This window comes from Paenibacillus sp. TY11 (assembly GCF_059772165.1).
The window spans coordinates 146,912-169,931 of the sequence record NZ_JCBAIQ010000011.1; the positions used below are offsets into that span (position 1 = coordinate 146,912).

At 45.6% G+C, this 23,020-nt stretch carries 22 protein-coding genes; 13 read left to right on the forward strand and 9 right to left on the reverse strand.

Annotated features, from left to right (window positions below; all coding sequences use genetic code 11):
* The first annotated feature begins 153 nt into the window (after positions 1-153).
* Together AC6EJC_RS14570 and AC6EJC_RS14575 are read left to right on the forward strand one after the other, a co-directional pair.
* The gene (locus AC6EJC_RS14570) at positions 154-1,629 is read left to right on the forward strand and encodes a glycoside hydrolase family 32 protein (RefSeq protein ID WP_444954583.1); all 1,476 of its coding nucleotides are present in this window, start codon (positions 154-156) and stop codon (positions 1,627-1,629) included.
* Between the two features lie 67 nt (positions 1,630-1,696).
* Positions 1,697-3,115 carry a sucrose-specific PTS transporter subunit IIBC gene (locus AC6EJC_RS14575; protein WP_444954584.1) on the forward strand — a complete coding sequence of 473 codons (1,419 nt, stop codon included), beginning with the start codon at positions 1,697-1,699 and terminating at the stop codon, positions 3,113-3,115.
* Between the two features lie 170 nt (positions 3,116-3,285).
* Here AC6EJC_RS14575 and AC6EJC_RS14580 read toward each other — a convergent pair whose 3' ends face one another.
* The gene (locus tag AC6EJC_RS14580) at positions 3,286-4,074 is read right to left on the reverse strand and encodes a helix-turn-helix domain-containing protein (protein WP_444954585.1); all 789 of its coding nucleotides are present in this window, start codon (positions 4,072-4,074) and stop codon (positions 3,286-3,288) included.
* A gap of 170 nt (positions 4,075-4,244) precedes the next feature.
* On the opposite strand from AC6EJC_RS14580, the gene pyk reads away from it, so the two are divergent.
* Positions 4,245-5,660: a pyruvate kinase gene (pyk, locus tag AC6EJC_RS14585; protein WP_444954586.1), complete on the forward strand. Its 1,416-nt coding sequence runs from the start codon at positions 4,245-4,247 to the stop codon at positions 5,658-5,660.
* An 83-nt stretch (positions 5,661-5,743) separates the two neighbouring features.
* On the opposite strand, the gene AC6EJC_RS14590 is transcribed toward pyk, so the two are convergent.
* From AC6EJC_RS14590 to AC6EJC_RS14610, 5 genes are all read right to left on the reverse strand, one after another.
* Positions 5,744-6,142, reverse strand: a complete 399-nt coding sequence (locus AC6EJC_RS14590) for a hypothetical protein (protein WP_444954587.1) — start codon at positions 6,140-6,142, stop codon at positions 5,744-5,746.
* 244 nt (positions 6,143-6,386) lie between these two features.
* A complete protein-coding gene (locus tag AC6EJC_RS14595; protein ID WP_444954588.1) occupies positions 6,387-7,508 on the reverse strand; it encodes a GerAB/ArcD/ProY family transporter in 1,122 nt (373 codons plus the stop codon).
* A 341-nt stretch (positions 7,509-7,849) separates the two neighbouring features.
* Positions 7,850-9,055 (reverse strand): Ger(x)C family spore germination protein, encoded by a 1,206-nt coding sequence (locus AC6EJC_RS14600; RefSeq protein WP_444954589.1) that lies wholly within the window; start codon positions 9,053-9,055, stop codon positions 7,850-7,852.
* A gap of 41 nt (positions 9,056-9,096) precedes the next feature.
* On the reverse strand, positions 9,097-10,692 hold the full coding sequence (locus AC6EJC_RS14605; protein ID WP_444954590.1) for a spore germination protein: 1,596 nt from the start codon (positions 10,690-10,692) through the stop codon (positions 9,097-9,099).
* A 152-nt stretch (positions 10,693-10,844) separates the two neighbouring features.
* A complete protein-coding gene (locus AC6EJC_RS14610) occupies positions 10,845-11,189 on the reverse strand; it encodes a DUF805 domain-containing protein (RefSeq protein ID WP_190298443.1) in 345 nt (114 codons plus the stop codon).
* 431 nt (positions 11,190-11,620) lie between these two features.
* On the opposite strand from AC6EJC_RS14610, the gene abnB reads away from it, so the two are divergent.
* From abnB to AC6EJC_RS14625, 3 genes are all read left to right on the forward strand, one after another.
* Positions 11,621-14,056 carry an arabinan endo-1,5-alpha-L-arabinosidase AbnB gene (abnB, locus tag AC6EJC_RS14615; protein WP_444954591.1) on the forward strand — a complete coding sequence of 812 codons (2,436 nt, stop codon included), beginning with the start codon at positions 11,621-11,623 and terminating at the stop codon, positions 14,054-14,056.
* Between the two features lie 394 nt (positions 14,057-14,450).
* Positions 14,451-14,651 carry a cold-shock protein gene (locus AC6EJC_RS14620; protein WP_007428290.1) on the forward strand — a complete coding sequence of 67 codons (201 nt, stop codon included), beginning with the start codon at positions 14,451-14,453 and terminating at the stop codon, positions 14,649-14,651.
* Between the two features lie 130 nt (positions 14,652-14,781).
* On the forward strand, positions 14,782-14,997 hold the full coding sequence (locus AC6EJC_RS14625) for a cold-shock protein (protein ID WP_348621238.1): 216 nt from the start codon (positions 14,782-14,784) through the stop codon (positions 14,995-14,997).
* Positions 14,998-15,132: 135 nt separating this feature from the next.
* Here the strand turns inward: AC6EJC_RS14625 and AC6EJC_RS14630 are convergent, their stop codons facing one another.
* A complete protein-coding gene (locus AC6EJC_RS14630) occupies positions 15,133-15,957 on the reverse strand; it encodes an alpha/beta fold hydrolase (protein ID WP_444954592.1) in 825 nt (274 codons plus the stop codon).
* Positions 15,958-16,145: 188 nt separating this feature from the next.
* Between AC6EJC_RS14630 and AC6EJC_RS14635 the strand changes: the two genes are divergently transcribed.
* Positions 16,146-16,484, forward strand: a complete 339-nt coding sequence (locus AC6EJC_RS14635) for a hypothetical protein (protein ID WP_444954593.1) — start codon at positions 16,146-16,148, stop codon at positions 16,482-16,484.
* A gap of 72 nt (positions 16,485-16,556) precedes the next feature.
* Here the strand turns inward: AC6EJC_RS14635 and AC6EJC_RS14640 are convergent, their stop codons facing one another.
* Together AC6EJC_RS14640 and AC6EJC_RS14645 are read right to left on the reverse strand one after the other, a co-directional pair.
* Entirely contained in the window at positions 16,557-17,102 is a 546-nt protein-coding gene (locus AC6EJC_RS14640) for a GNAT family N-acetyltransferase (protein ID WP_444954594.1), read from the reverse strand.
* Positions 17,103-17,326: 224 nt separating this feature from the next.
* On the reverse strand, positions 17,327-17,953 hold the full coding sequence (locus tag AC6EJC_RS14645; RefSeq protein WP_444954595.1) for a hypothetical protein: 627 nt from the start codon (positions 17,951-17,953) through the stop codon (positions 17,327-17,329).
* Positions 17,954-18,167: 214 nt separating this feature from the next.
* Here AC6EJC_RS14645 and AC6EJC_RS14650 point away from each other — a divergent pair, with 214 nt between their 5' ends.
* The 6 genes from AC6EJC_RS14650 (at position 18,168) to AC6EJC_RS14675 (ending at position 22,926) form a co-directional block, all read left to right on the forward strand.
* Entirely contained in the window at positions 18,168-18,581 is a 414-nt protein-coding gene (locus AC6EJC_RS14650) for a GntR family transcriptional regulator (RefSeq protein WP_444954596.1), read from the forward strand.
* Entirely contained in the window at positions 18,578-19,291 is a 714-nt protein-coding gene (locus AC6EJC_RS14655; RefSeq protein WP_444954597.1) for an ABC transporter ATP-binding protein, read from the forward strand. The genes AC6EJC_RS14650 and AC6EJC_RS14655 overlap by 4 nt, the downstream gene beginning before the upstream one ends.
* The gene (locus AC6EJC_RS14660; RefSeq protein WP_444954598.1) at positions 19,288-20,055 is read left to right on the forward strand and encodes an ABC transporter permease subunit; all 768 of its coding nucleotides are present in this window, start codon (positions 19,288-19,290) and stop codon (positions 20,053-20,055) included. The genes AC6EJC_RS14655 and AC6EJC_RS14660 overlap by 4 nt, the downstream gene beginning before the upstream one ends.
* Before the next feature lie 41 nt (positions 20,056-20,096).
* On the forward strand, positions 20,097-20,582 hold the full coding sequence (locus AC6EJC_RS14665; protein WP_444954599.1) for a CcdC protein domain-containing protein: 486 nt from the start codon (positions 20,097-20,099) through the stop codon (positions 20,580-20,582).
* A 353-nt stretch (positions 20,583-20,935) separates the two neighbouring features.
* Positions 20,936-22,156, forward strand: a complete 1,221-nt coding sequence (locus tag AC6EJC_RS14670; protein ID WP_444954600.1) for a stalk domain-containing protein — start codon at positions 20,936-20,938, stop codon at positions 22,154-22,156.
* Between the two features lie 92 nt (positions 22,157-22,248).
* Positions 22,249-22,926 (forward strand): hypothetical protein, encoded by a 678-nt coding sequence (locus tag AC6EJC_RS14675; RefSeq protein ID WP_444954601.1) that lies wholly within the window; start codon positions 22,249-22,251, stop codon positions 22,924-22,926.
* Positions 22,927-23,020 lie beyond the last annotated feature (94 nt).

Genomic DNA, 23,020 nt, shown 5'->3' on the forward strand with positions numbered 1-23,020 from the left:
TTCCATAGCACTCGGGCACAAATGGAATCGGTTGCAAATCCATGGATGAGTATATTTTTTTAATCGTGTGGGAACCGGTTCCGGTAAAATGTTTTTTCATTGTTTTGGAACCGGTTCCTACAACGAAAGTTTGAATAAGAATGAGGTACACCTATGAAAATGACAAAAGAACAAAAGTATCGACTGATCGAGCAGGCAGAGCCCGGTGAAATAGCCAGCTTGGAGAAGAAGGTGGAGCAATGTCACTGGCGGCAGGCGTTTCATATCCAGCCACCAACAGGTTTGCTCAATGACCCTAATGGCTTTTCATATTACCAAGGTGAATACCACTTGTTTTATCAGTGGTTCCCGCTCGGAACTGATCATGGGATGAAGTACTGGTATCATTTGAAATCCAAAGATTTGGTCACATGGAATAGTGCGGGCATTGGCATCGCACCTGGAGACTATTTTGATTCGCATGGGGCTTATTCGGGCAGCGCGCTGGAGCATGAGGGCAAGTTATATATGCTGTATACGGGAAATACACGAGATGAAAACTGGATCAGACATCCTTATCAATGTATGGCTGTTATGGATGAGAGCGGTCACATTACCAAATGGGAGCACCCCATTATTTCCAATGTGCCAGAAGAGTATACAGACCATTTTCGCGATCCCAAGCTGTGGAAGGACGGCGATAGCTTTTACTGTGTGATTGGTGCCCAGAGAACGAATACAACAGGCTGCGCAGTCCTTTACCGATCAACCGACCTTTATTCGTGGCAGTTTGAGGGAGAGTTGCGCACAGGGCTGGAGTCGTTTGGCTACATGTGGGAATGTCCGGATTATTTTGAACTGAACGGAGCGGGTGTCTTGGTCTTTTCTCCTCAGGGCTTGGAGCCTTCAGGGGATGAAAATCACAATATTTATCAATCGGGCTACGTAATCGGCAAGCCGCTAGATACCGGGACAAGAACACTGGAGCATGGTGAATTCCACGAGCTCGACAGAGGCTTTGACTTCTATGCGCCGCAGACGATGATTGACCCGCAGGGGCGGCGTATTTTGGTGGCCTGGATGGGCTTACCGGATATCGAATATCCGACAGACCCGAACGGATGGGCTCATTGTCTGACGCTACCGAGGGAGCTTATGCTTCATGAGGGGAAACTCTTGCAGCGGCCAATCCCTGAGCTGACTACGCTGCGTAGAAATCGTGAGGATCGGGTAGCTGACACGTTATCCTCAGAGAGCAAAACCTACGAAGGATTTACAGGTACGGCCTATGAGCTGATCTGTGAGGTAGATCTTTTGAGCGCTAAGGCGTTTGGTATTGAATTCCGTGCAAGTGAGACTGAGAAAACGGTGATTAAATATAATGCCGTCAGCCGCAAGCTTGTACTGGACCGTTCGCAATCGGGTGAGCCTGTGGCGGCTTCGTATGGTGAGGTACGGCAGTGTGCATGGGATAAAGATCATATCAAACTTCATTTGTTTGTAGATACGTCTTCGGTTGAGATTTTTGTCAATGATGGGGAAGAGGTGTTCACCAGTCGTATTTTTCCGCACCCAGAGAGTGACGAAATACGCTTTTTTGCCGACAAGGGAGAGGCTCTCTTCCAGGCGGTAAAATGGGATTTTACATGAGTAGGCTAAATCATCAAGTGGATCGTTAATCATCAAACACAACGGAATGAACGAGAGGATGAACATCATGGCGGAAAACAGGGAAATAGCTAAAGAAGTGATCCAGGCGATCGGTGGGCAGGAAAATATTGCGTCCTTTGCTCACTGTGCAACACGCTTGCGGATTATGGTGCATAACAAAGAGAAGATTGACCAGAAAAAGGTCGAGGAGATCGACAAGGTCAAAGGTGCTTTCTTCAATTCCGGTCAATATCAGATTATTTTTGGTACAGGTACGGTAAATCGGATTTTTGAAGAGGTTGAAAAGCTTGGCGTGACCGGATCATCTAAAGAAGAGGTGAAGAGTCAGGCGAAAAAGGAAGGAAATGTCTTCCAGCGATCCATTCGTACCTTTGGCGATGTGTTTGTACCGATTATTCCTGTACTGGTCGCTACGGGGCTGTTCATGGGGTTGCGTGGCTTGCTCACTCAGCCGCAAATTCTCGCTCTGCTCGGCATGACGCCACAGGACATTTCACCCAATTTTCTATTATATACACAAGTATTGACGGATACGGCCTTTGCTTTTCTACCAGCGTTAGTCGCATGGTCAGCCTTTAGAGTATTCGGCGGCAGTCCGGTGCTGGGCATCGTTCTCGGTCTGATGCTGGTAAACCCGGCCTTGCCCAACGCTTATAGTGTTGCGGACGGCTCAGCCCAGCCTTTGACGATGTTCGGATTCATTCCTGTGGTAGGCTATCAGGGCTCGGTATTGCCAGCCTTCTTCGTAGGCTTGATCGGAGCCAAGCTGGAGCGGGCGCTGCGCAAACGGGTGCCTGAAGCGCTGGATCTCATTCTTACACCGTTTTTAACACTGTTGATCATGATCACACTCGGGCTGTTTGCCATTGGTCCGGTTTTCCATTCACTCGAAGAATGGGTGCTGCACGGAACAACGTTTGTGCTTGATTTGCCTTTCGGTATTGCAGGGATTATCATCGGCTTTTTGCATCAGATTATCGTAGTTACGGGTGTGCATCATATATTTAATTTTCTGGAGATTCAACTGCTTGAAAAGAACGGTGTAAACGCCTTCAACGCCATCATTACCTGTGCTATGGCTGCCCAAGGTGCTGCTTGTCTGGCAGTTGGAATGAAAACGAAGAACAGCAAGCTGAAAGCGTTAGCACTTCCTTCCTCGTTGTCTGCTTTTCTGGGGATTACGGAGCCAGCTATTTTCGGAGTTAACCTTAGATATATGAAGCCTTTTATCATGGGGCTCATCGGTGGGGCGGTTGGTGGTTTTATCGCTTCGGTCTTCCATTTGGCGGCTACAGGTATGGCAGTTACGGTCATTCCGGGCACGTTGCTCTACATGAATCATCAGCTTCCGCTTTACATTTTGGCGAACTTGGCTGCTATGATTGTAGCTTTTGTTCTGACTTGGATGTTTGGTTATAACGATAAAATGTTGGAGGAAGTTAAAACAGCAGGATCTTCAACTTAATACCACCCAGGTGGCACGAATACACGCAGATTCATGCGCGTAAGAATAAATGTGATGGTCGTTTTACATGGAACGCTCTTGTCCCTTAATGAAAAAAGGGATGCTGGAGCAGGGTTCCATGTGGGGCGACCCTTTTTACTAACTATGAAATTCCGCTCCAGACCATCGAATTAGACGATTGAAGAGCGTTCATCCAAAAATTCGGACGGCGAGCAGCCTGTCAACCGTTTGAAGATTCGATGAAAATAGGAAACATCGCTATATCCCACATACTCTGAAATTTCACGGATCGTCAGCCGGGACTCAGTCAACATGTAGATGGCGGTCTTAATACGTTGCGTATGTACATGCTCGCTGATCGTTTGGCGTGTTACCTCACGCAGCAGCGTCGCGGCATAATTGGGGGTTTTGCGGATGGCGTCGCCAAGCTCCTCCTTGGTTACCTTTTCCCGGTAGTGGTTCTGTATATACTGTTTCATATGTTCTACATGCCGCTCTCTATCGCAAGAAATGGCGCCTTTGTCCCATTCCTGATTCATATAAATCATCGCCTCGGTCAGCAGACAGTCAGCCATCATGGTGTAGTAGCTTGGGTGTTCAATCCATTGATAGTACATCGATTTGATCCGTTCATGCAGCATATCGTAGCATCCAGGTTTGATCAACAACGGCTTGTCTGTATTCAGTATGGGAAGTGTGCTGTTCGTACATGTTTTGCGGCAATGTATCACATACTTGGTATGGAAAAGCGTAGGAATGCTCTTGCCGTAGTAATCCAGATGACCGGGTAAAAGCAGTGCTTCACCCTTGCCTAGAATGAATTTGCAATCGTTCACCCAATATACACATTTGCCAAAGGTGACCAAAATGAACAGCAAGTCATCATTGTCGCTATTTGTACCAGCCTTTTCATACCAGTCCACACCGTTGTCCTGCCGTATATTCGTCAATGTAATCACGAAACTCACTCTCCGATGTCTTCAACATTCATTATACTATAGTACATTCATCATACTATAGTTCATAGTCTTGGCGCACGGGTACGGGTAGAATAGAGCCATATAAGTTTAATGTAGATAGAGAAGCAAAGAAACCATACAGTAAAGACATTCAGGAGGATGACATTACTATGCTTAAAACGAAAATTATTTGTACCATGGGACCTGCCTGCGACTCCATTCATTTGTTAAAAGAAATGATCCAGGCCGGTATGACTGTAGCCCGCTTGAACATGGCTCACGGGGAGCTGGAAGATCACGTTAAACGTATTGAAAATGTACGGCAGGCTGCGAAGGAAATGAATACTTTTATTCCTGTCATGATGGATATTAAAGGACCGGAAATACGGATTGGCAAGCTGAGAGAGGCATCTTGTCTGCTGAAACCAGGCAGTCAGCTCATTCTGACCACGGAAGAGATTTTAGGGGACGAGCATCGTATTTCGGTGAATTACCCGGATATGCCGAAGGACATCAAACCAGGCGACCGGATTCTCATTGACGACGGTTTGGTTGATCTGACTGTAACCTCCATCGAAGGTACGGAAATGATTTGTAATATTGTAAGCGGCGGTATTTTGAAGCCGAGAAAAGGTGTGAATCTGCCAGGAATTCATACGACCCTTCCAGGTGTAACGGAGCGAGATGTTAGGCACATCCAATTCGGGGTGGAGCAGCGCATTGAGCTTATTGCGGCTTCTTTTGTGCGTAAAGGCGACGATATCCGTGAAATTCGTGAGATTTTGAAGGGGCATCATGCCGAGCATGTACAGATTTATTCCAAAATTGAAAATGCCGAAGGCATGGAAAATCTGGATGATATTATCGAAGCTTCGGACGGCATTATGGTAGCCCGTGGCGATCTGGGCGTCGAAGTGCCGATTCAAGATGTGCCTGTGATGCAAAAAGAAATGATCGACAAGTGTAATCTGGTCGGCAAGCCCGTTATCGTGGCTACCCACATGCTGGAATCCATGCAGGTGAACCCGCGTCCGACGAGAGCCGAAGTTAGTGACGTATTTAATGCTGTTATGCAAGGTGCCGATGTGGTTATGCTATCGGGCGAATCTGCTGCAGGTAAATATCCTGTCGAGTCTGTACGGACAATGGCCGCGGTAGCTGCCAGAGCAGAATCGCAATTCGATTATCAGGAGCAGTTCGATAAGCGCAGAGCACGCCAAAGCACAAACATTACCGAAGTGATTAGTCAGGGAGCGGTGAGTTCGTCTCTGGAGCTGGATGCGAAAGCAATTATCACCTCGACTGCCAGTGGATTCACGGCACGTATGGTGTCCAAATATCGTCCGAAGGCACCAATCATTGCGGTTACTCCGAATAATACGGTTTTCGCTAAAATTTGTCTGTTATCCGGTGTATTCCCGATCAAAGGGGATAAAGTAGCAACAACGGATGAAATGTTCGAATCCTCTATCCGTAATGCCCTGAATGCAGGATATATCCAAAAAGGGGATACTGTAGTTCTGTCGGCAGGTGTTCCTGTCGCCGAAGCGGGCACCACCAACCTGATCCGAGTATATCAAGTGTAGGTTAAAACCAAATACAGACGGCCAAAAGGCGCTGATCCCTCATGGATTCAGCGCCTTTTTCACATTTTGCCGTGTCACAGGGCTTACAGCCCGAACACACTTTTAGCAACGACCTGTGTCAATTCTTCCTTATGGGCTTGGTACTGCTCAGGCGTAATGCTCTTATTGGCCAATCGTTGATCCAGCTGCTCAGTTAACTGAGCTACCTGCAAATCAACGACAGCTTGTGCGTCCCGTTTATGGGTTTGTGCAATATCTGCCAAGGTTTGACCGTTATATAACGCATCATACAATTGCTCATCCGAGGATACACCTAGCGTTTTCAACAGTTCATCATCCTTGGAAGCTTCATTATCCTGTACCTGAAGGGCTCTCTCTGGAGCCAGTGCAGCAGCATTAGCCCGATTTCCCCATGTAGAGGACTGCCCAATAGACAACGCCAGCAACAGTGTGCAGATGACCATAATTCGTTTTCGATTCATAAGTGTAAATCTCCTTTTGCGTTTCATTAGAATTCTGACAGGGTGGAACGGTATATGGATATCCAACGGGAGTAATGTTTATGCCTTTTAGCCGATCTGGGCGTATGTAGTTACCAGATTCTAAAATACATCATACACGCCCAAGCTTAGCGCCAGCTTAATACTCGTTTAAAATAAACTAAAAGAGGAGATTGTAAACAGGTAACGCCAAAAAAATTCACAGCTGATGAATAATACATGTGATTTACCCTTTGGAATCTGTTCTTTTCTTTGACCATAGTTTTCGTATCACATGAATACAGAGCAGCAGTAAGGGAAAAAACAACCCGATTGATAGTGCATAAGGAACCCACGTCTTTGTATCATAGGTTTGTTGATAAGGGACATTGGGATATACGATGATGGACATGACGACTAAAATGATCCCGAGAGGAAGCACTAGTTGCCGATCGTTTTTCAAACGAAAGATTTGGCCTATTGCTGTCACAGTGGAGTGCATATACAACGTGATTCTGAAAAAGAGCGAAATAAACCACATGGTAGCCATGATGGCTTCGATGCGCTGTAGAAAATTGCCAATGCTAATTTTTTTGGCTAACGTATAGCTAGGATATATATTTCTTGCCGTTAAATCAGGACCTAATACCAAAATTGTCAATGCAACCACCACGACCAATATTAATCCACCAATCAGGCTTCCTGTGAAAAATGCTTTACGGGCTTGCTCGGGACGATTTACAGAAGCCGGGAAGAACATCAGAAAAACAATATGAGGTATAAACACAGTGCTAACAAAGGACAGGGCAGCAGGCCAAATAGGCCCAACTCCCGCCTCCAATACAGGTTGGATGTTTTCCAATTTAATATTAGACACCACTAACCCCGCAAAAGAAATGTAAAGCAGAATAAACAACGGAAACATCAGTTCGGCAGAACGGGCCAGCACTTCCAGCCCAAGCCGAACAGCAAAAAATATAATAAGCGCAAAAAGAATGTTTACCGCTAGAATCGGTGTTTCCGGTATCATTTGGGTGGTCATAAAATTCCCTAAATAAAATAAAACGGGAGCAGGAGCATTGATGAAAAGTGTGGTGAAAAACAGAAGACCGACGGCTTTGCCTAGCCATTTTCCGAGCAGGGTTTCCATAATTTCAATCAGGGTCATCTCTGGATACAGAGATGCAACCTTGCTGTACAAATACAAGATAAGGAGCCCGGCCCCGACCCCGACGAGCGCGGCAATCCACGCATCTTGTTTGGCTACAAGCGCCATGCCTGAAGGGATGACGAGGATTGCGCTCCCGACCGTATATAAAGCCGTTAGTACCATAAGTTGACGTGCTGAGATTTTGATCTGTCCGGGCACCAATTTCACCTCGTCTTATTTTATTAGACCGATATGGGTTAGGAAATTGCTGAATGGTCTATATACGGCTGCTACCCAATCCAGAGGAGTGGGGATAAGCCAGTTTAATGCCTTGGCGCAGCTGATTCCGACCCCAAAAAGGAGAAGGATGGAAAATATCCAAAGCTCTTTTTTTAACCCCTTTTTCCACATGTAGGGGACCTCGATCATGCTGATTGTAGCAGCAACCAGTAATATGCCCAGAACGTTTACCATATGAGGCAGCATCTTGGAAAACACCTTCTTTTCTAGGGTAAGAGTCTATACAGGAGCCAGATCGCACGCTGCATCTGGCAAGGGATTTACTCCTTAATATCATTCAAAAATGAGCTGCCAATCGTGCCCAAGCGCCGAATCTTGAAATCGACCTTGATATTTACGGGCAATTCTGCAAAGTGCTCATCATTCCAGTTTTTTTTCAGTGAGTTCCAAGTCTTCGGGTCAGCGCGGTGAATGGCTTCACCAAATCCGAAAATGTCAGCTTTGTACGATCTTTGGGCCTTTCTGACGACCGATTTCATAATATCTTCTATCTTTTCCTCACTTTGCTTTTCGAGGTCATAAATCGTGCTTACCTTGGTCAGATCCAGGTCAGTACACTCGACTTCTCCCACGTTAGCCTCAACCTGCATTTTAATATTGATCTGGGGCTCCCCCCTATAGATGCTCCCTTTTATAGCAGCATCGGTTCGAATGATTTCCGTGACTACTCTACCCCCTCTGGGGCAAGCTACAAAGCCAACAGACCTCTGCACTTTGCCGAGTATGAAGTTGTAGCCTCTACTTTCAGTTTCATTTAACCAACCGATTAATTTGTCTTTTCTGAATACAGCAAGTCCGGAATACTGTAATCGGGCGGGCGGGGCGATCTTTTGAACATTGCTGTTCGTTTCTCCCATTTCTTTATTGCCAATAACCCGAAGTCCTGTCAAGACAGGCTGTTTTCCTTCACTGGTGAGAGCTGAAATCAATTCATCCAAGGTTACCGTCATACTGGGTGACCAGTTTTTCTCCGACGTTTCCAGGGAGGAGAAAAGGTCATTCGCCGGAATCGGATCTAAAGGCGTCATAATTTTCAATGTATCCTCAGCGCTAGTGCCCTTGGACACTACAATATAAAAATCGGTGCGGAACTGATGATACCTGGAAAGTATATCTAAAGACTTCGCCATTCCTTCGGTGGCCATCGACTCACCGATTACGCATATACGCAGGTGAGAAAAATACATTCTCCGGGGACTAATCGTTGTTATTTTTCGGATCGCTTCAAATATGGTATCCGCTTCCTCTGTATACAAGGTGGCTGGAGCACCGCCGCCTGCTCCTTTTTTGGCCGCTGCTTTTCCAGGGTCCACAACTTGAATGGAAACCCGGAATTGATCTCCTTGTTTATCGATCCCCATACCGACGGCGATGGCGAGCTCATTCAACTCCCTGCGGTTCCAACAGCCCGTCAGAAGCAAGACCAGTGTAAGAATCAAGAACAGAAATGCCGTCTTCCGTCTCATGATTGTCCACTCCTTTCCGTCTGTTCCTGTCTCTCTCCGGTTTATTCCCGTGATTTGCGAGGCGGAGTGCTGTTTCGGCGCTTCACATTCTTCTGATTGATTAACCGGGGACGTGAAAGCATCATCCAGTGAGGAAACCGAAATATAGCATCCTTGCTGTCCGTCGGTATTAGAGGTGCAAAAGGAGTCATGTAGGGAACGCCAAATGAACGAAGGCTGCACATATGCAGGATGAGGGCGATGCCTCCGACGATGATCCCGAACAGTCCGAATGAAGCAGCAAGCCCCATCAAGGGGAACCGCAGCATACGAAAAGCGATGGACATATTATAGGCAGGAAGAACAAAGCTGGAAATTGCGGTAATCGATACGACAATAACCATTGCCGCAGATATGATACCAGCCTCAACGGCAGCTTGCCCGATGACGAGTGTGCCCACGATAGAGACGGCTGCCCCGATATACCGCGGCATACGGACGCCGGCTTCCCGCAATATTTCAAAAGTCAATTCCATCATGAGCGCTTCAATGAAGGCGGGGAAGGGAACAGCCTCGCGCTGTGCCGCCAGACCGATCAGCAGTGAAGTTGGCAGCATTTCCTGATGAAACGTAGTGATGGCAACATATAAAGACGGACCAAACAGGGAAATAAAGATCCCAGCATAACGAAGAATCCGAATGAAGCTGCTGATGTCCGCACGCTGATAATAATCCTCCGCCGCATGAAGGAAGGAAACAAACAGCGCGGGTACGACAAGCACAAACGGGGTCCCATCCACCAGAATAGCGATCTTTCCTTCCAACAGTTCGGCGGCGATGACGTCTGGACGTTCAGAGTTGTACACTGTTGGAAAAGGGGTGAAAGTTTCGTCCTGGATTAACTCCTCGATATACCCGCTTTCGAGAATACCGTCTACATCAATGCGATTCAATCGCTCATGCACTTCCTCGACCAATTTATGGTTTGCGATCCCCTTGATATACATGACAGCGACATCGGTCTGGGTTACACGTCCGATTTGTTTGGTTTCCAGCCACAAATTCGGATCTTTAATCTTACGCCGAATCAAGGCCGTATTCGTCTGCAGTGTCTCAGAAAACCCTTCTCGCGGCCCACGGACGACATTTTCTGAGGCAGGCTCGGTGACCCCGCGATCCTTCCATCCACGTGCGCTGGCCACTATTCCCTGCGTCTCACCGTCAATCAAAATGATTGCATCCCCGGACAGCAGCGCGTTATATAAGGTTTCAAAGTCGGTAATATCCCGGATGCTACCAATGGTCAGGGCGTAATCTTTCAAAATTTGCATGACACTAGAGGAGGTCTGGATCCTGCACTCCACGTCCCTGGACAAGCTGCTATCCAGCATCATCGACTCCATGATGAAGTCGGAGACTATATTTTTGTCCGCCAAACCGTCGGTATAGAGGATCGCAATGATTTGGTCACCATCCTTGCCGATACGAACTTCTCTTATGATGATGTCGGTGCTGTTACCAAGTGTTTGTCTGATCCGTTGAAGATTTAGCCCGATATTTGCACTGAGCTGATCCTCTGAATGTGTAGGCTTACTCTCGCTGTGCTGGATCGGCGGCTTTTTAACTTTGTTAGGGGGGGTTCTTTTCCGAAAGCGCATGGACGTTCTTCCTCTCCTTGAGGATACTTTTTATTCCAGTATGGACGCAGGGGTCTCCTGATAAACTTATTACTGGAATTTCGATGGGGGAGAGGCAGATATGAAAAAACCTCCTTCACAAAAGTGAAAGAGGTTTTAGACAATACAACTCATTACAATTTAGGGTTTTTCCCATATTTATTGTCGTTAGGCTGACTGTCTTGGCATGTGAATACAATCAAAATAATTGACCCTACCAGAGGAATCAGAGCGATTAGAATCCACCATCCGCTTCTACCAGTGTCATGCAGTCTACGGGCCGTAACGGCCAAGGATGGCAGCAGGACAGCCAGAGAATAAATGAAAGTCAATATTGGAGTTAACCCCAAGAGACTATCGATCAGACTGATTACAAAACTGACGATTGCACTAAATAGAACAAACATCCAATATTCTGTACGTCTTGCTCTACCTTGGAATCCTACATAGTTTTGTAACGCTTTTAAATACCATTGCATATATTTTCACCTCCCCATAAAATGTAAATATTTGTTTTATAGTAATCGTAAAATTGTTCTTTTAGGTATATCGGCAGGAAACATATAGAATTTTACTTGTAAAATAATAACTTTAAACTAGAAATTTACACAATACATTTTTTAATGTTAATAATTAGATAAATAATTTATAAAAATATAAAATTACATATTGAATTTTCCATATCCATTGAATAATATAGAGGTACGGTTAACCGTCAGGTTTGAATCGGCCTTCTTAACAGAAGGTACTTTTATTTTTTGAAGTAATTGAAAGCGCTTTAATGCGAAATGGGAGGGATGAGCAACATTTAATTCGAGGGTGAAGAAGCTAATAAAAACATGATCCTGACCGCCTTACTCAATATTGTCTTATGTTATCAGGGATGTTCAAAACGAGAGGAGATTGGTTTATGAAGCAATTATTTTTTCGCAAGATTACGGCAGCTTCTCTGGCGGGTGCACTGTTGTTGCCTGCCTCTTTTGCAGGCGCAGAACAACCACTCAATCCAGATACAGTTGGAATTCAAAATGCGGGGCAGATGGCCCTTCAAGCTCAAGACCAAGAAAACATTTCAATACAAAGCAAAAAGGTTGTTTCTTTTAAGGAGACTTCCGTACATGATCCATCCATTCTGAAAGTGAACGATACATTTTACATTTTTGGTTCGCATTTGGCGGCTGCCAAGTCCAAGGACCTCATGAATTGGGATACGATTGCTACCGGAGTGGCGAATGGTAATGTATTGATTCCCAACGTCAAAGAGGAATTAAAGGAAGCACTGGATTGGGCGCAGACGGACACGCTGTGGGCAGCTGATGTCATTCAACTGGCGGATGGCAAGTTCTATATGTATTATAACGCATGCAAAGGTGACTCCCCGCGTTCAGCAATGGGCCTAGCAGTTGCTGATAAAATTGAAGGACCTTATAAGAATAAAGGGATTTTTCTAAAATCCGGCATGTGGAACCAACCGAGTGAGGATGGGACGATCTATGACGCAACCAAGCATCCAAATGTCGTGGACCCGGACACTTTTTATGATAAGAACGGCAAGCTGTGGATGGTATACGGCTCCTACTCAGGAGGCATCTTCATTATGCAGATGGATGAAAAAACAGGGAAGCCGCTCCCTGGTCAAGGCTACGGGAAAAAGCTGACAGGCGGTAACCATGCTCGTATGGAAGGGCCGTACATACAGTACAGTCCGCAAACGGACTACTATTACTTGTTCCTGTCCTATGGCGGATTGTCAGCGGATGGCGGATACAACCTGCGTGTCGCTCGTTCCAAAACACCGGATGGTCCTTTTTACGATGCTGAGGGCAACGACATGATCAAGGTTAAGGCGAATCCTGACAAACCTCTTTTTGATGACGCTTCCATTGAGCCGTACGGTGTCAAGCTGATAGGTAATTATCTGATTCCAAGAGGAATTGGTGATCCGGGTACAGGACTGGGTACAGGCTATGTTTCACCTGGACATAACTCGGCTTATTATGATCCCAAGACGAAAAAGCATTTTGTCATTTTTCACTCCCGTTTCCCGGGCAGAGGCGAGCAGTTTGAAGTGCGGGTACATGAAATGTTCATGAACGCTGACGGTTGGCCTGTAGTTGCTCCTTATCGTTATTCGGGAGATGAGGATTCACTGAAAAAGCTGTCAGAAAAGGATGTCCTCGGTCAATACTCGTATGTGAATCACGGGAAGGAAATTTCGGCCAATATTAAGCAAGCTGTGACCGTCAATTTGGAAAGCGGCGGCAAACTGTCTGGCGGAGTGAACGGTACATGGAAGCTGGGGGCAGGTAATCAGCTGGAAATCACAGCAGAGGGTACGAAGTACAAAGGCGTATTCCTGCGGCACCGTGATCCAGACACAGGTGCCAAGACGCTTGCTTTTACCGCGTTGTCCTCCAAGGGTGTGGCGGTATGGGGGTCGCTAAAGCCTGACCTGAAGGCCAGCAAGATTGTAGCTGCTGTGCAGAAGGATCTGAGTCTGGGCGATACGAGCAACGTTTTTTATAACCTGACGCTACCTACTCAAGCTGCACAAGATACCACCATTTCGTGGGAGTCCTCCCACCCGGAGAATATTTCTGTAACAGGTGAAGTATACCGTCCAGAAGCCGGTTCACAGCCTGCAACAGTCATATTGACGGCGACTATTAAAAAGGACAAAGCCACAGCACAGAAAAGCTTTATAGCCATTGTTCCTGAGCAAGCTCAAGGTCCTCAGCTTGCACGCTATTCGTGGAGTGAAGATCAAGGAACTTCGGTTGTCGACAGCACATACAATCAATTCGATGGTAAGGTCTATGGTGGTGCCGCATGGGATAAAGACGGGAAGATCGGCGGTGCTCTTGTCCTGAACGGCAAGGATGGTTACGTGCAGCTACCAAGTATGGTAACGGATGCGAAGGATTTTACCTTTTCCGCTTGGGTGAACTGGAAGGGCGGTGCAGCTTGGCAACGGATTTTTGACTTCGGCAACGGCCAGGCCCGGCATATGTTTCTCACCCCTTCCCAAGGAAGCGGTGTACTCCAGTTTACAATCCATGAGGGTACGGATCAAAGCTTGCTTTCCAAAACATCATTATCTTTAAACCAGTGGACGCATGTAGCAGTTACACTGGAGGGAAATACAGGGAAGTTGTATGTAAACGGTGAGGAAGTAGCTGTTAATGACGGCATTACCTTTAATCCAAACGAGCTGCTGACGAGCGAGGCTTATCTGGGTAAAAGCCGCTTTGCCGCCGATGCTTACTTTAACGGCAGCCTGGATGAAGTGCAATTGTATAACAAAGCGCTGACAGCAGAGGAAATTAAAGCACTGGCAGGGCTGTAATTCAAATGAAGTAAAATGAACAAATAAACGCAGGAGATGAGCTTTTTTAAGAAGTTCGTCTCCTGCGAAAGGTTTTGTATATTTATTTCTCGTTTACTGGTATAATAAGAAGCAACTACGGATATAATGTTTTAGGTAGGCGTTAATGACTCACTCCCGCCTAATGAATACAGATTTGAAGCAACAATAGAGGACATAAGCACTCTGCATAAATTAAATTCACCAGTGCTTGCGTTTTCAATACACTTATGGTAATATGAGTATATTGAAATTGTGACCTGAGATTCACGTATTGTAGAGGGTTATTGTTTTAGGTTGAAATAACCTTGTGCAATATGTGAATTTTTATTTGTAAAAAATAAAGGTCATATAAATACATTTTGGAGGTAATTCCATGCAAACAGGTACAGTTAAATGGTTTAACGCAGAAAAAGGTTTCGGTTTCATCGAGGTTGAAGGTGGAAGCGATGTATTCGTACATTTCTCCGCAATCCAAGGCGAAGGTTTCAAATCTTTGGACGAAGGCCAACGCGTAGAATTCAACGTAGTTGAAGGAAACCGTGGACCACAAGCTGAGAACGTTGTAAAACTGTAATTTAAATTACAGCCTACTTCAGATGCCCCGAACATAGCGTTTGGGGCATTTGTTTTTATCTGTTCACAAGACCGTTTTTGAACTGATTACATCTTATCGCTTTATAAATCATGAAGAAAGAGGGATGTTTATGTACAATTCACGGAAAAAGCCAATGGATGAGATTCCTGAGGAAATCACAACTGTCTGGAATTGCGGCAGCGATACATGCAACGGCTGGATGCGAGATAACTTCGCTTTTTCTGTCGAGCCGACATGCCCCATTTGCGGTTCTGCCATGGTGAAAGGCGAGAAAAAGCTGGCTGTTTTAAATAATACGAGCTTTAATCATACCAAACAATCCTAAGCGGATGAATGTTTGTAGTGAAAGATGCCCCATAGCCATTAACGGCGCTGAGGCGTCTTTTTTGTTTTTTTGGAGAGTAAACCGTCAGGCTTTGCTTTTTATAAATATAAATTATACATAAGAATGAACAGGCTTTCAATTATAGTGTGTAGAGGATGGGGCTAGTATGCTCAGTAAGGTGGAGTTAAATTCAGGTAACGCTTCGTAAAATACAGCGTGACCGCTTCGTTCGAAAGGAATAAGCTTTGATCCAGCAATTCCTTTTTGAGTTTGGACAGCTAGGGGGAAAGGGCAGACCCGATCCAGCTTGCCGTGTAGTATCCACGTAGGCACGTGTATATATGGCAAATCAGGGTGCAAATCAGAATCACGCAGTGAATATAAAGTACAGGCCATGCTATGCACTGAAGCCGCAAAGCCCTGATCTCGTAACCAGTCACGTAAGCTCTGGCTGACGGGATTGGCAAACAACATTTCGCCAAAAGAAGTTACTAGTTGCGGACGATCTGTATAGGCTTGTTTGATAAGTTTATCTACCTCTGTGGCAGGAGTGCCATAAGGAAAGTCGCTGGTTGGGGTGAACCGGGGCGTAGCTGCTCCGATCAAAATCAGCTGATCAACACCCCATCCCCGGTGCCTGCTCATGTAGCGTGTGACAACAGCTCCCCCCATGGAAAAACCGATCAGCCGTACGTGGCTCAATTGAAGCGCCTGCATAACAGCCAGCAAATCGTCTGCCAGTCGATCATAGTTGTACCCATGCCATGGTCGATCAGACCTGCCGAACCCCCTAAGATCAACCTGAATACAGCGGTACCCGTAAGCAGGCAACAAGGCGGCCTGGTATTCGTACATTCGGTGATCCAGCGGCCAGCCATGCACCATCAGAACAGGGATGCCTTCTCCTATATCCTCAACATACAGCTTGACGCCACGTTCCACCTCAATATAATATCCCATGGTGTTCACCCCTTTAGAAATCACGAAACTTCGTTCTCTCTCACATATATGTAGCCAGGGCTTAGCTCATTCGAAAAAAGGGATGAGACTGTCACTATATAATCATATAAATTGGAAAAAAATGTATATCATCCTGTATAGGGATAGGATATAATTATGGAATGAAATAGCATCGGGAGAGTGGAACAATGACACCATCAAAAACATTAAAATGGATTACAGGCGGATTGGAACTGTTTTTAGCCATTCCCGTTTTGGGCGGACTGCTCGTCGTAAATTCTGCGTACACTATATTGTTCTTTATGTTGATTTTCCACATTGTAACGTTGGTGCTATCGGTGACAAATAGAGAGTCTTATTATGGATCTATTTTAGGGATCGTGACCTCGGTTGTTGGATGGATTCCGTTTGTGGGCTGGCTGATGCATTTGCTTTCAGGCATATTTTTGATGATTACCGCAGCTCAACAGCCGCGTGATCAGTATCGTAATCGTAATCGCAATCCTTATGATGATTATCGCTACTAGGGTAAGTATGGCGATGCAAAGATGAAAGATCCTGTTAAGATCCTGTTAAGATCCTGTTGAGCAGGATCTTCTTTATTTGTTAAATCTCCCCATGATTATGGTGTTGTAGTATTTTCCATCTGAAAGAACCTTATCGTTTTTTAATAACCCTTCGATCTCAAATCCATGTTTTTTATAGAGCTCAATGGCTTTATCATTCGTTTCTAAAACTTGGAGAGTCATTTTCTTGATGCCATTGGAGTCAGCCCAGGAAATAGATTTTTTTAAAAGATTCGTCCCGATCCCATAACCCCAAAAATCCTTTAGTACGCATACGCCGAACTCAACTTTATGAGAGAATCTATTCAGAACATTGCCTTCACATCTTGAAAATCCGACGATTTTATCATGAACTACCGCAACTAAAAACAGATTTCTGTTATTCTCTGTATCCGTTTCAATGAGCTGTTCAAAACCGGATGTACTTATAAATGCTTCTCCCTTCTCTCTGTCTAAATTTTCAGTCTCTCCATCAATCAGCAAGCGGATTTCAGACAAATTCGTCGCATCTTGGATTATGGCAGATCTGATCGTATAGCTCATTCCTTGCACATCAAATTCCTGTTTGTTTATTTTCATTGCATACTCCTTTTGTTGAATTAGAATGAAAAATGTTATCTCTGGATCATGTTAGTCTACCACATATTCCCTTGTTTACATGAAAAATAAGCCTGTCCCCTTTTGCTATATGGTAGCAGGGGACAGGCTTATTGATTTCTCGATCCGTACAGGGAAGCCGGATCGAGATTTATTATACATGGGGTGGCTGTGTCAGATTAACAAATGGTTCTTATGAATGCGACTTATCGAGCAACAGCTTTTTGGAAAACGGGAGCTTTTGCCGCTTGAGCTTGGTTTGCCCCAGCCTTAACTGGAGCTTTAGCTACTTCTGCTTTAGCAGGAGCCTTGGCTGCATCTCCTTGAGCAGGAGCTTTACCTGCATCCGATTTACCACCATCTACTGGTGGCTTGGACGGTTTAACGCCAATCACCATATCTGTAATCATTTGCTTCAGATTAGAGACACGTTGGTTATATTCGGTTGCTTTAATCTTGCCATTTTCTTTTTCCGTAGCCAGTTTTGCTTTCATATCCGAAACCATCACATCAATAACAGAATTTACGCTCACGCCTTGTGCTTTGGCGATCGCAGCAAGGGATTTGTCTGCTTTCAGCTGTGTATCCAACTGACTGGAGGACAATTCCAATAATTTTAGGAGAGCTTTGTTTTCAGCATAGTTACCTCCTACGATTTTAGGGCCGTTAGCATCGCCGGGGTTACCCTTAGGTGTTTGTGCTTTGTCTGCAATAGGAGCCTTCTCAGGTGTAGTTGAAGCAGCATGGGCTGCGCTTGTGGAGTACAGTGCTCCGCCTCCTAAAAATGCCAACGCCATCGTTCCAGCCAAAATTGCTTTCTTGGTGCTTTTCATCTTCATTTTCCACCTTTCGGTTATGGTTTGTTTGGTACGTGATACATCATAAGGGATCAACTTGAACGCTATCTGAGCGGAAGCTGAGCATTTACTGAATGAAATTTGGATAGCATGACTAGCATTTTAGCTAAGATTAAACTTGTATTACGTGTATTAAGTGATATAATACACTACAGGCACGATAGATGCAGCCGATTAGGGGGAAACACCCATGGAAGAACAACAGGTTGGCTCGTTCCGATTTTTAATTGACTTTAGCCAGCCATTATATGAACAAATATTAAATCAAGTACGAAGCTCCATTGCTAAAGGGGAGATCGATATGGGAAGCAAAATGCCATCTGTTCGTGATCTGGCGCAGGAATTGCGCATGAATCCGAACACCGTGATGCGGGCGTATCAGGAGCTGGAGCGGGACGGATTGACTGAGAAGCGGCGCGGCCTAGGCACTTATGTCACGTCGTCCAGTGAGCGGATTGCCAGCTTTCGGGAACAATTGGCTATGACGTATATAGATCAGTTTCTCGGACAGATGAACAGCTTGGGGTTATCCTGGGAAGATGTACAGCAGTATATAAGAAGCAAACAGAACGGTAATGACGAGGAAGGAGGCGAAAAGGCATGACGGAATCCGTAGTGGTTGCGAATCATCTGATGAAGCAATATGGCAATAAGAAAGCGCTGGACCAATTGGATGTCGTCATTCCGGCCGGACGCATCGTAGGGGTGCTTGGACCCAATGGGTGCGGGAAGTCAAGCTTGTTTCGGGCAATCACTGGATTGATCCAACCGGACGGAGGCGAGCTTCAGGTGCTGGGCCAACAGCCCGGTTGGGAAACCAACCGTGGCATATCCTATCTTCCTGACCGGGCCCGTTGGTACCCCAATCATACGGTTCAGCAGACGTTGGAGTGGGGGCAGTCCTTTTTGCCCGGCTTCAATATGAAGGATGCGCATAAACTTGCTGATCATATGGACGTAGAGCTGGAGTTGAAAATGACCGGGCTGAGTCGCGGGCAGGAAGCGCGTGTGCTGCTGATTTTGTGTCTAGCGCGTGAGGTTCCGCTCATGATCCTGGATGAACCGTTTGCGGGCATTGATGTCCTCTCCAGAGAAGCGATTGTAGCTGGGATTATTGATTATTTGGAGGATCGGCAACAATCCATACTTATTAGCACGCATGATATTCAGGAAGTGGAAGGTTTGTTTGATTATACGGTCATGATGGACCACGGACGAGTGATATGGTCCGGTGATTCGGATGACCTGCGTGCAGAGCATGGATCGTTGAATCATGTGTTCCGCAATTTGTACAAAAGGGAGTGGAGGGCGTGAATTCATCAAGGCTGTTCAAAGATTTGATGCGCCATGAATTTCGAAATAAAGGTAGCTGGAGAAAGCAGAGCCGGAATCGCCTACCCAGATCGTGGAGACTTGTGTATTTCTCACTATTTATAATTGCGGCGTTCGCTATTTCCTTATACTTCGCGCTTCACAACCAACTCGAATTGACAAGGCTGTGGTATGTCACCCTGGGCTTGCCGTACATGATTATTTTTATGGGTGTGGGAAGTCTGAGAAGAGAATGGGAAAATGACACCTACGGATGGTGGCTGACCCTTCCTTATCCGCGAATGTGGCTGATCAGCGCCAAATGGATTGCTGCTATTTTACAAACCATTGCCGTGATATTGTTCTTGTTTGTAGTGGGTTCCCTGTATGCATTGTTCATCTCATCAACCATACAGCCTTATACGCTTGCGGATGCAGTGTCCTTTATCATAGCTGGATTTAACTGGTTTGTGATGATTATCGCTTTCACACCGTTTGTTATTGCTTTGGGTCTGCTGACGGCCAGTACCAAATACAGCACTTTGCGGCCGCTTAACCCGCTGCTGTGGATCCTTTTGATGGGTGGAGGGAGTGTCTTTTATTGGTCAGGCGATCACCAGATTTATGAGCAGTTTGACCATGTCCAGACGGGGCAATGGTTTCCTTTTACCTGGCATTTCCCGGTTGCGGCGTTGATCAGCTGGATTGCTGCATATGTATTAATCCGCTTGAACGCTTATTTGCTGGAAAAAAAACTGTCGATTTAGCATAGAACGAATTACTATCTATATTAGAAAGGAGTTTCACCATGACGACGATATTCATATATGCATTGATGGCTGTTCTGGTGGGGCTGATGATCTGGTTGAGAACCAAAAGACGAGGGGGCCCGGTAAAAGGAAACGGAATCCGGATTCTGCTTCCCTTGTTTATCGCATTCCCGGTTATGATGATATCCGTATACCAATTGATGCATATACCCGGTCAAACGTATGCGCTCCCCGCATTTTGGGAGCTGCTGGTTGCCGGGCTATTAGGGGCTTTGTTTGGTTACGTTATTTTGCTGCATACGGCCTATGAAAGACGGGATGACGGTCTTATTTATCCGAAGCCGAACCAATATTTTAAATACATTATTATCGCTATTATCTTGATTCGCGTTGTTTTGACCCAGTACCTCAGTAGTTTGGGCACGACCGAAATTAGCATGCTGGCGATTACAATGGCGCTGGTATATATCTCAATCTGGCGGATAGGGAGCTTCATCAAGTTTCGGAGAACGTTATCGGGATAAGCATTATCAATGGTGTAAAGAAGCGGCTTGCTATTCAAAAGCGTTCATTTGCTTGGCGATAGGAGCCGCTTTTTTTGTGGTTTCATCATAAATTCATTTGTAAGACCATAAGCATACATTGTTATTAGTCCCCATATCCTTTATTCTAAGGCTGTAGCTTGCTGCATAACGGGCTATGCATATAGAATTTTGAAAGGAGGGGTATTGAGGTTTCAAGAGATTCAGATGAGGGTTAAAGATAAGGCAGGACGTGAAAAGTTCATTTTTTGTGATTAGGTGTAACTTAATTAGTTACATAAAAGGGAATTGTTTTCAATTTTCTATTTTTTTTATGTTGAGAGGGGCTTACATTCATGAAAAAACATACGGTTACTGCCGCACTCGCTGGCTTGCTCGTGCTATCTTCTGCTGTACCGGCCTTGGCGGCCGAAGCAAAACCCGCTACAGGTATTCAGGTTTGGGTAGATGGCAAGAAGGAGGCTTACAAAATTGCGCCTATCGTGAGAAATAAGCAGGTCTTAATTCCCTTGAGACAATTGGCCTCCAGTTTGGGGATTCCGCTGGATTCCAAGCATATTACGTTCAATACGGCGCGTCAAAGCACAACCATTCGTTATGACCAGGCGACGGTTGTACTGGTGTCAGGCAGCCCGGAAGCGCAAATCAACGGGATTAAGGTACCACTGTCCACCTCGACCATCTTGACTAAACAAGGGGTAACCTATGTACCGGTTGATGTCATAAAAGAAGCGTGGGGCAAGCAAGTGATTTGGGACCCGGCCAGCCGAACCGTGCAAATCGGAGTGAGTAATAAGGATAAGGTTGTAGAGATTCTGAAAAGTTTTGAAACCGGAGATACGAAAGCAGCCGAGACTTGGATCAGCAAGGATCAGTACATTCAGCACAATCTGAGCTTTGCTAGTGGGAGAAATGCCTTGCTGCAAGGGATTAGCCAATTGAAGGGAGCCAATGTACAGGTTGAAATCCAACGTGTTATTCAGGATGGCAATTATGTAGCGGTTCATTATAAAGAGTCCATTGCAGGGAAAACGAGCATTGTTTTTGATATTTTCCGCTTCGATAGCAATGGTAAAATTGTCGAGCATTGGGACAACATACAGGACTCGGCTCCAGCCAATCCAAGCGGCCATACCATGATTGACGGAACAACACAAATCACGGATCGCAACCAAACTGAGACCAACAAAACACTGATCCGCAAGTTTGTGGATGATGTCCTGGTTGGCAAAAATCGTGCTGCATTGGAAAGTTATTATAATGGTGATCAGTACATTCAGCATAATCCTCTTTTTGGTGACGGTGTATCCAATCTGAAACAGGCATTTTCCGCAGCGGGAAGCCAGGGAGCTTCTTTTGGATATGATCAGATCCACATGGTCATTGGAGAAGGCAACTTCGTGCTGGTTGTGAGTGAATTGACATCGCCTAAGGGAACTTCGGCCGCTGTCTATGATCTGTTCCGGGTAGAGAATAGCAAGGTAGCAGAACATTGGGATGTAGTTCAGGACATTCCGTCTAAAACGGAGTGGAAAAATACGAACGGAAAATTCTAAAAAATGCGCTCGTAGTATGGCATGATTGAGAGGCTTTCCCAACCGTCCTATTCCTGTTAAAATGATGCAAACATATAACAGGGGGTAGGACGATGGAAGGCTTGAAGCAACGTGTGGGCTGCCTGCATGCGCATCACTCGAACATAGCCTATGTGGAACGGGCTTTTGCTTCTTATGAGGTGGAGCTGGTACATTTTGTGGACCCCGGACTTATGCGCCGGGTCTCGTCGGATCCGAATTTTTCTGCGGCCGATGCCAGTCGCAAGGTAGAAGAGCAACTGAAATGGATTGCTCAAAGCGATATAGACATTATTTTGATAACGTGCACGAATTATATCGTTTTGGCAGAAAAGGCTCAATTGACAATGCCTACGCCAGTAATTGCGCTCGATGAGCCCTTTTTTCATGAGATATGCGATGATTTGCTGCCACGGACCTTGGTATTCACGAATCCGGCTACCGTAGAGGGAACGATGAAGCGTCTTTATCATACGGCTACTCTGTTAGGCAAACCGGATATCTCTTCTATGATAGAGGTCAAGGTGGTGGCGGACTCTTTTGAACTGATTATGCAGGGACGTAAAGACGAGTATAAGGAATTGCTGGTTCATTCACTGCGTGAACTGAAGAAAGCTGATCCAAGCAGAGGGCTGGCTGTAGCACAGTTATCTATGGTTGATGCTGCGTTACAGGTGGAGCTGGAGACGGGGGAAACGATTGGCAATCCCTTACGATCGTTAACGAATTTAATTGAGAATTTGTTAGGTTAAATGAGAGCCTAACCCAAAGAACTTCCCACCCGCATTCTGGGGCTGTGGAAGTTCTTTTTGTCGGGAGGAGGGGGTATGATAGGATGATATTTTT

What these genes read in the sequence shown, in the direction of transcription:
- AC6EJC_RS14570 (WP_444954583.1), top strand. Translation starts at nt 154, where the DNA reads ATGAAAATGACAAAAGAACAAAAGTATCGACTGATCGAGCAGGCAGAG.
- AC6EJC_RS14575 (WP_444954584.1), top strand. Translation starts at nt 1,697, where the DNA reads ATGGCGGAAAACAGGGAAATAGCTAAAGAAGTGATCCAGGCGATCGGT.
- pyk (WP_444954586.1), top strand. Translation starts at nt 4,245, where the DNA reads ATGCTTAAAACGAAAATTATTTGTACCATGGGACCTGCCTGCGACTCC.
- AC6EJC_RS14590 (WP_444954587.1), bottom strand. Translation starts at nt 6,142, where the DNA reads ATGAATCGAAAACGAATTATGGTCATCTGCACACTGTTGCTGGCGTTG.
- AC6EJC_RS14600 (WP_444954589.1), bottom strand. Translation starts at nt 9,055, where the DNA reads ATGAGACGGAAGACGGCATTTCTGTTCTTGATTCTTACACTGGTCTTG.
- AC6EJC_RS14605 (WP_444954590.1), bottom strand. Translation starts at nt 10,692, where the DNA reads ATGCGCTTTCGGAAAAGAACCCCCCCTAACAAAGTTAAAAAGCCGCCG.
- AC6EJC_RS14610 (WP_190298443.1), bottom strand. Translation starts at nt 11,189, where the DNA reads ATGCAATGGTATTTAAAAGCGTTACAAAACTATGTAGGATTCCAAGGT.
- abnB (WP_444954591.1), top strand. Translation starts at nt 11,621, where the DNA reads ATGAAGCAATTATTTTTTCGCAAGATTACGGCAGCTTCTCTGGCGGGT.
- AC6EJC_RS14620 (WP_007428290.1), top strand. Translation starts at nt 14,451, where the DNA reads ATGCAAACAGGTACAGTTAAATGGTTTAACGCAGAAAAAGGTTTCGGT.
- AC6EJC_RS14625 (WP_348621238.1), top strand. Translation starts at nt 14,782, where the DNA reads ATGTACAATTCACGGAAAAAGCCAATGGATGAGATTCCTGAGGAAATC.
- AC6EJC_RS14630 (WP_444954592.1), bottom strand. Translation starts at nt 15,957, where the DNA reads ATGGGATATTATATTGAGGTGGAACGTGGCGTCAAGCTGTATGTTGAG.
- AC6EJC_RS14635 (WP_444954593.1), top strand. Translation starts at nt 16,146, where the DNA reads ATGACACCATCAAAAACATTAAAATGGATTACAGGCGGATTGGAACTG.
- AC6EJC_RS14640 (WP_444954594.1), bottom strand. Translation starts at nt 17,102, where the DNA reads ATGAAAATAAACAAACAGGAATTTGATGTGCAAGGAATGAGCTATACG.
- AC6EJC_RS14645 (WP_444954595.1), bottom strand. Translation starts at nt 17,953, where the DNA reads ATGAAAAGCACCAAGAAAGCAATTTTGGCTGGAACGATGGCGTTGGCA.
- AC6EJC_RS14650 (WP_444954596.1), top strand. Translation starts at nt 18,168, where the DNA reads ATGGAAGAACAACAGGTTGGCTCGTTCCGATTTTTAATTGACTTTAGC.
- AC6EJC_RS14655 (WP_444954597.1), top strand. Translation starts at nt 18,578, where the DNA reads ATGACGGAATCCGTAGTGGTTGCGAATCATCTGATGAAGCAATATGGC.
- AC6EJC_RS14665 (WP_444954599.1), top strand. Translation starts at nt 20,097, where the DNA reads ATGACGACGATATTCATATATGCATTGATGGCTGTTCTGGTGGGGCTG.
- AC6EJC_RS14670 (WP_444954600.1), top strand. Translation starts at nt 20,936, where the DNA reads ATGAAAAAACATACGGTTACTGCCGCACTCGCTGGCTTGCTCGTGCTA.
- AC6EJC_RS14675 (WP_444954601.1), top strand. Translation starts at nt 22,249, where the DNA reads ATGGAAGGCTTGAAGCAACGTGTGGGCTGCCTGCATGCGCATCACTCG.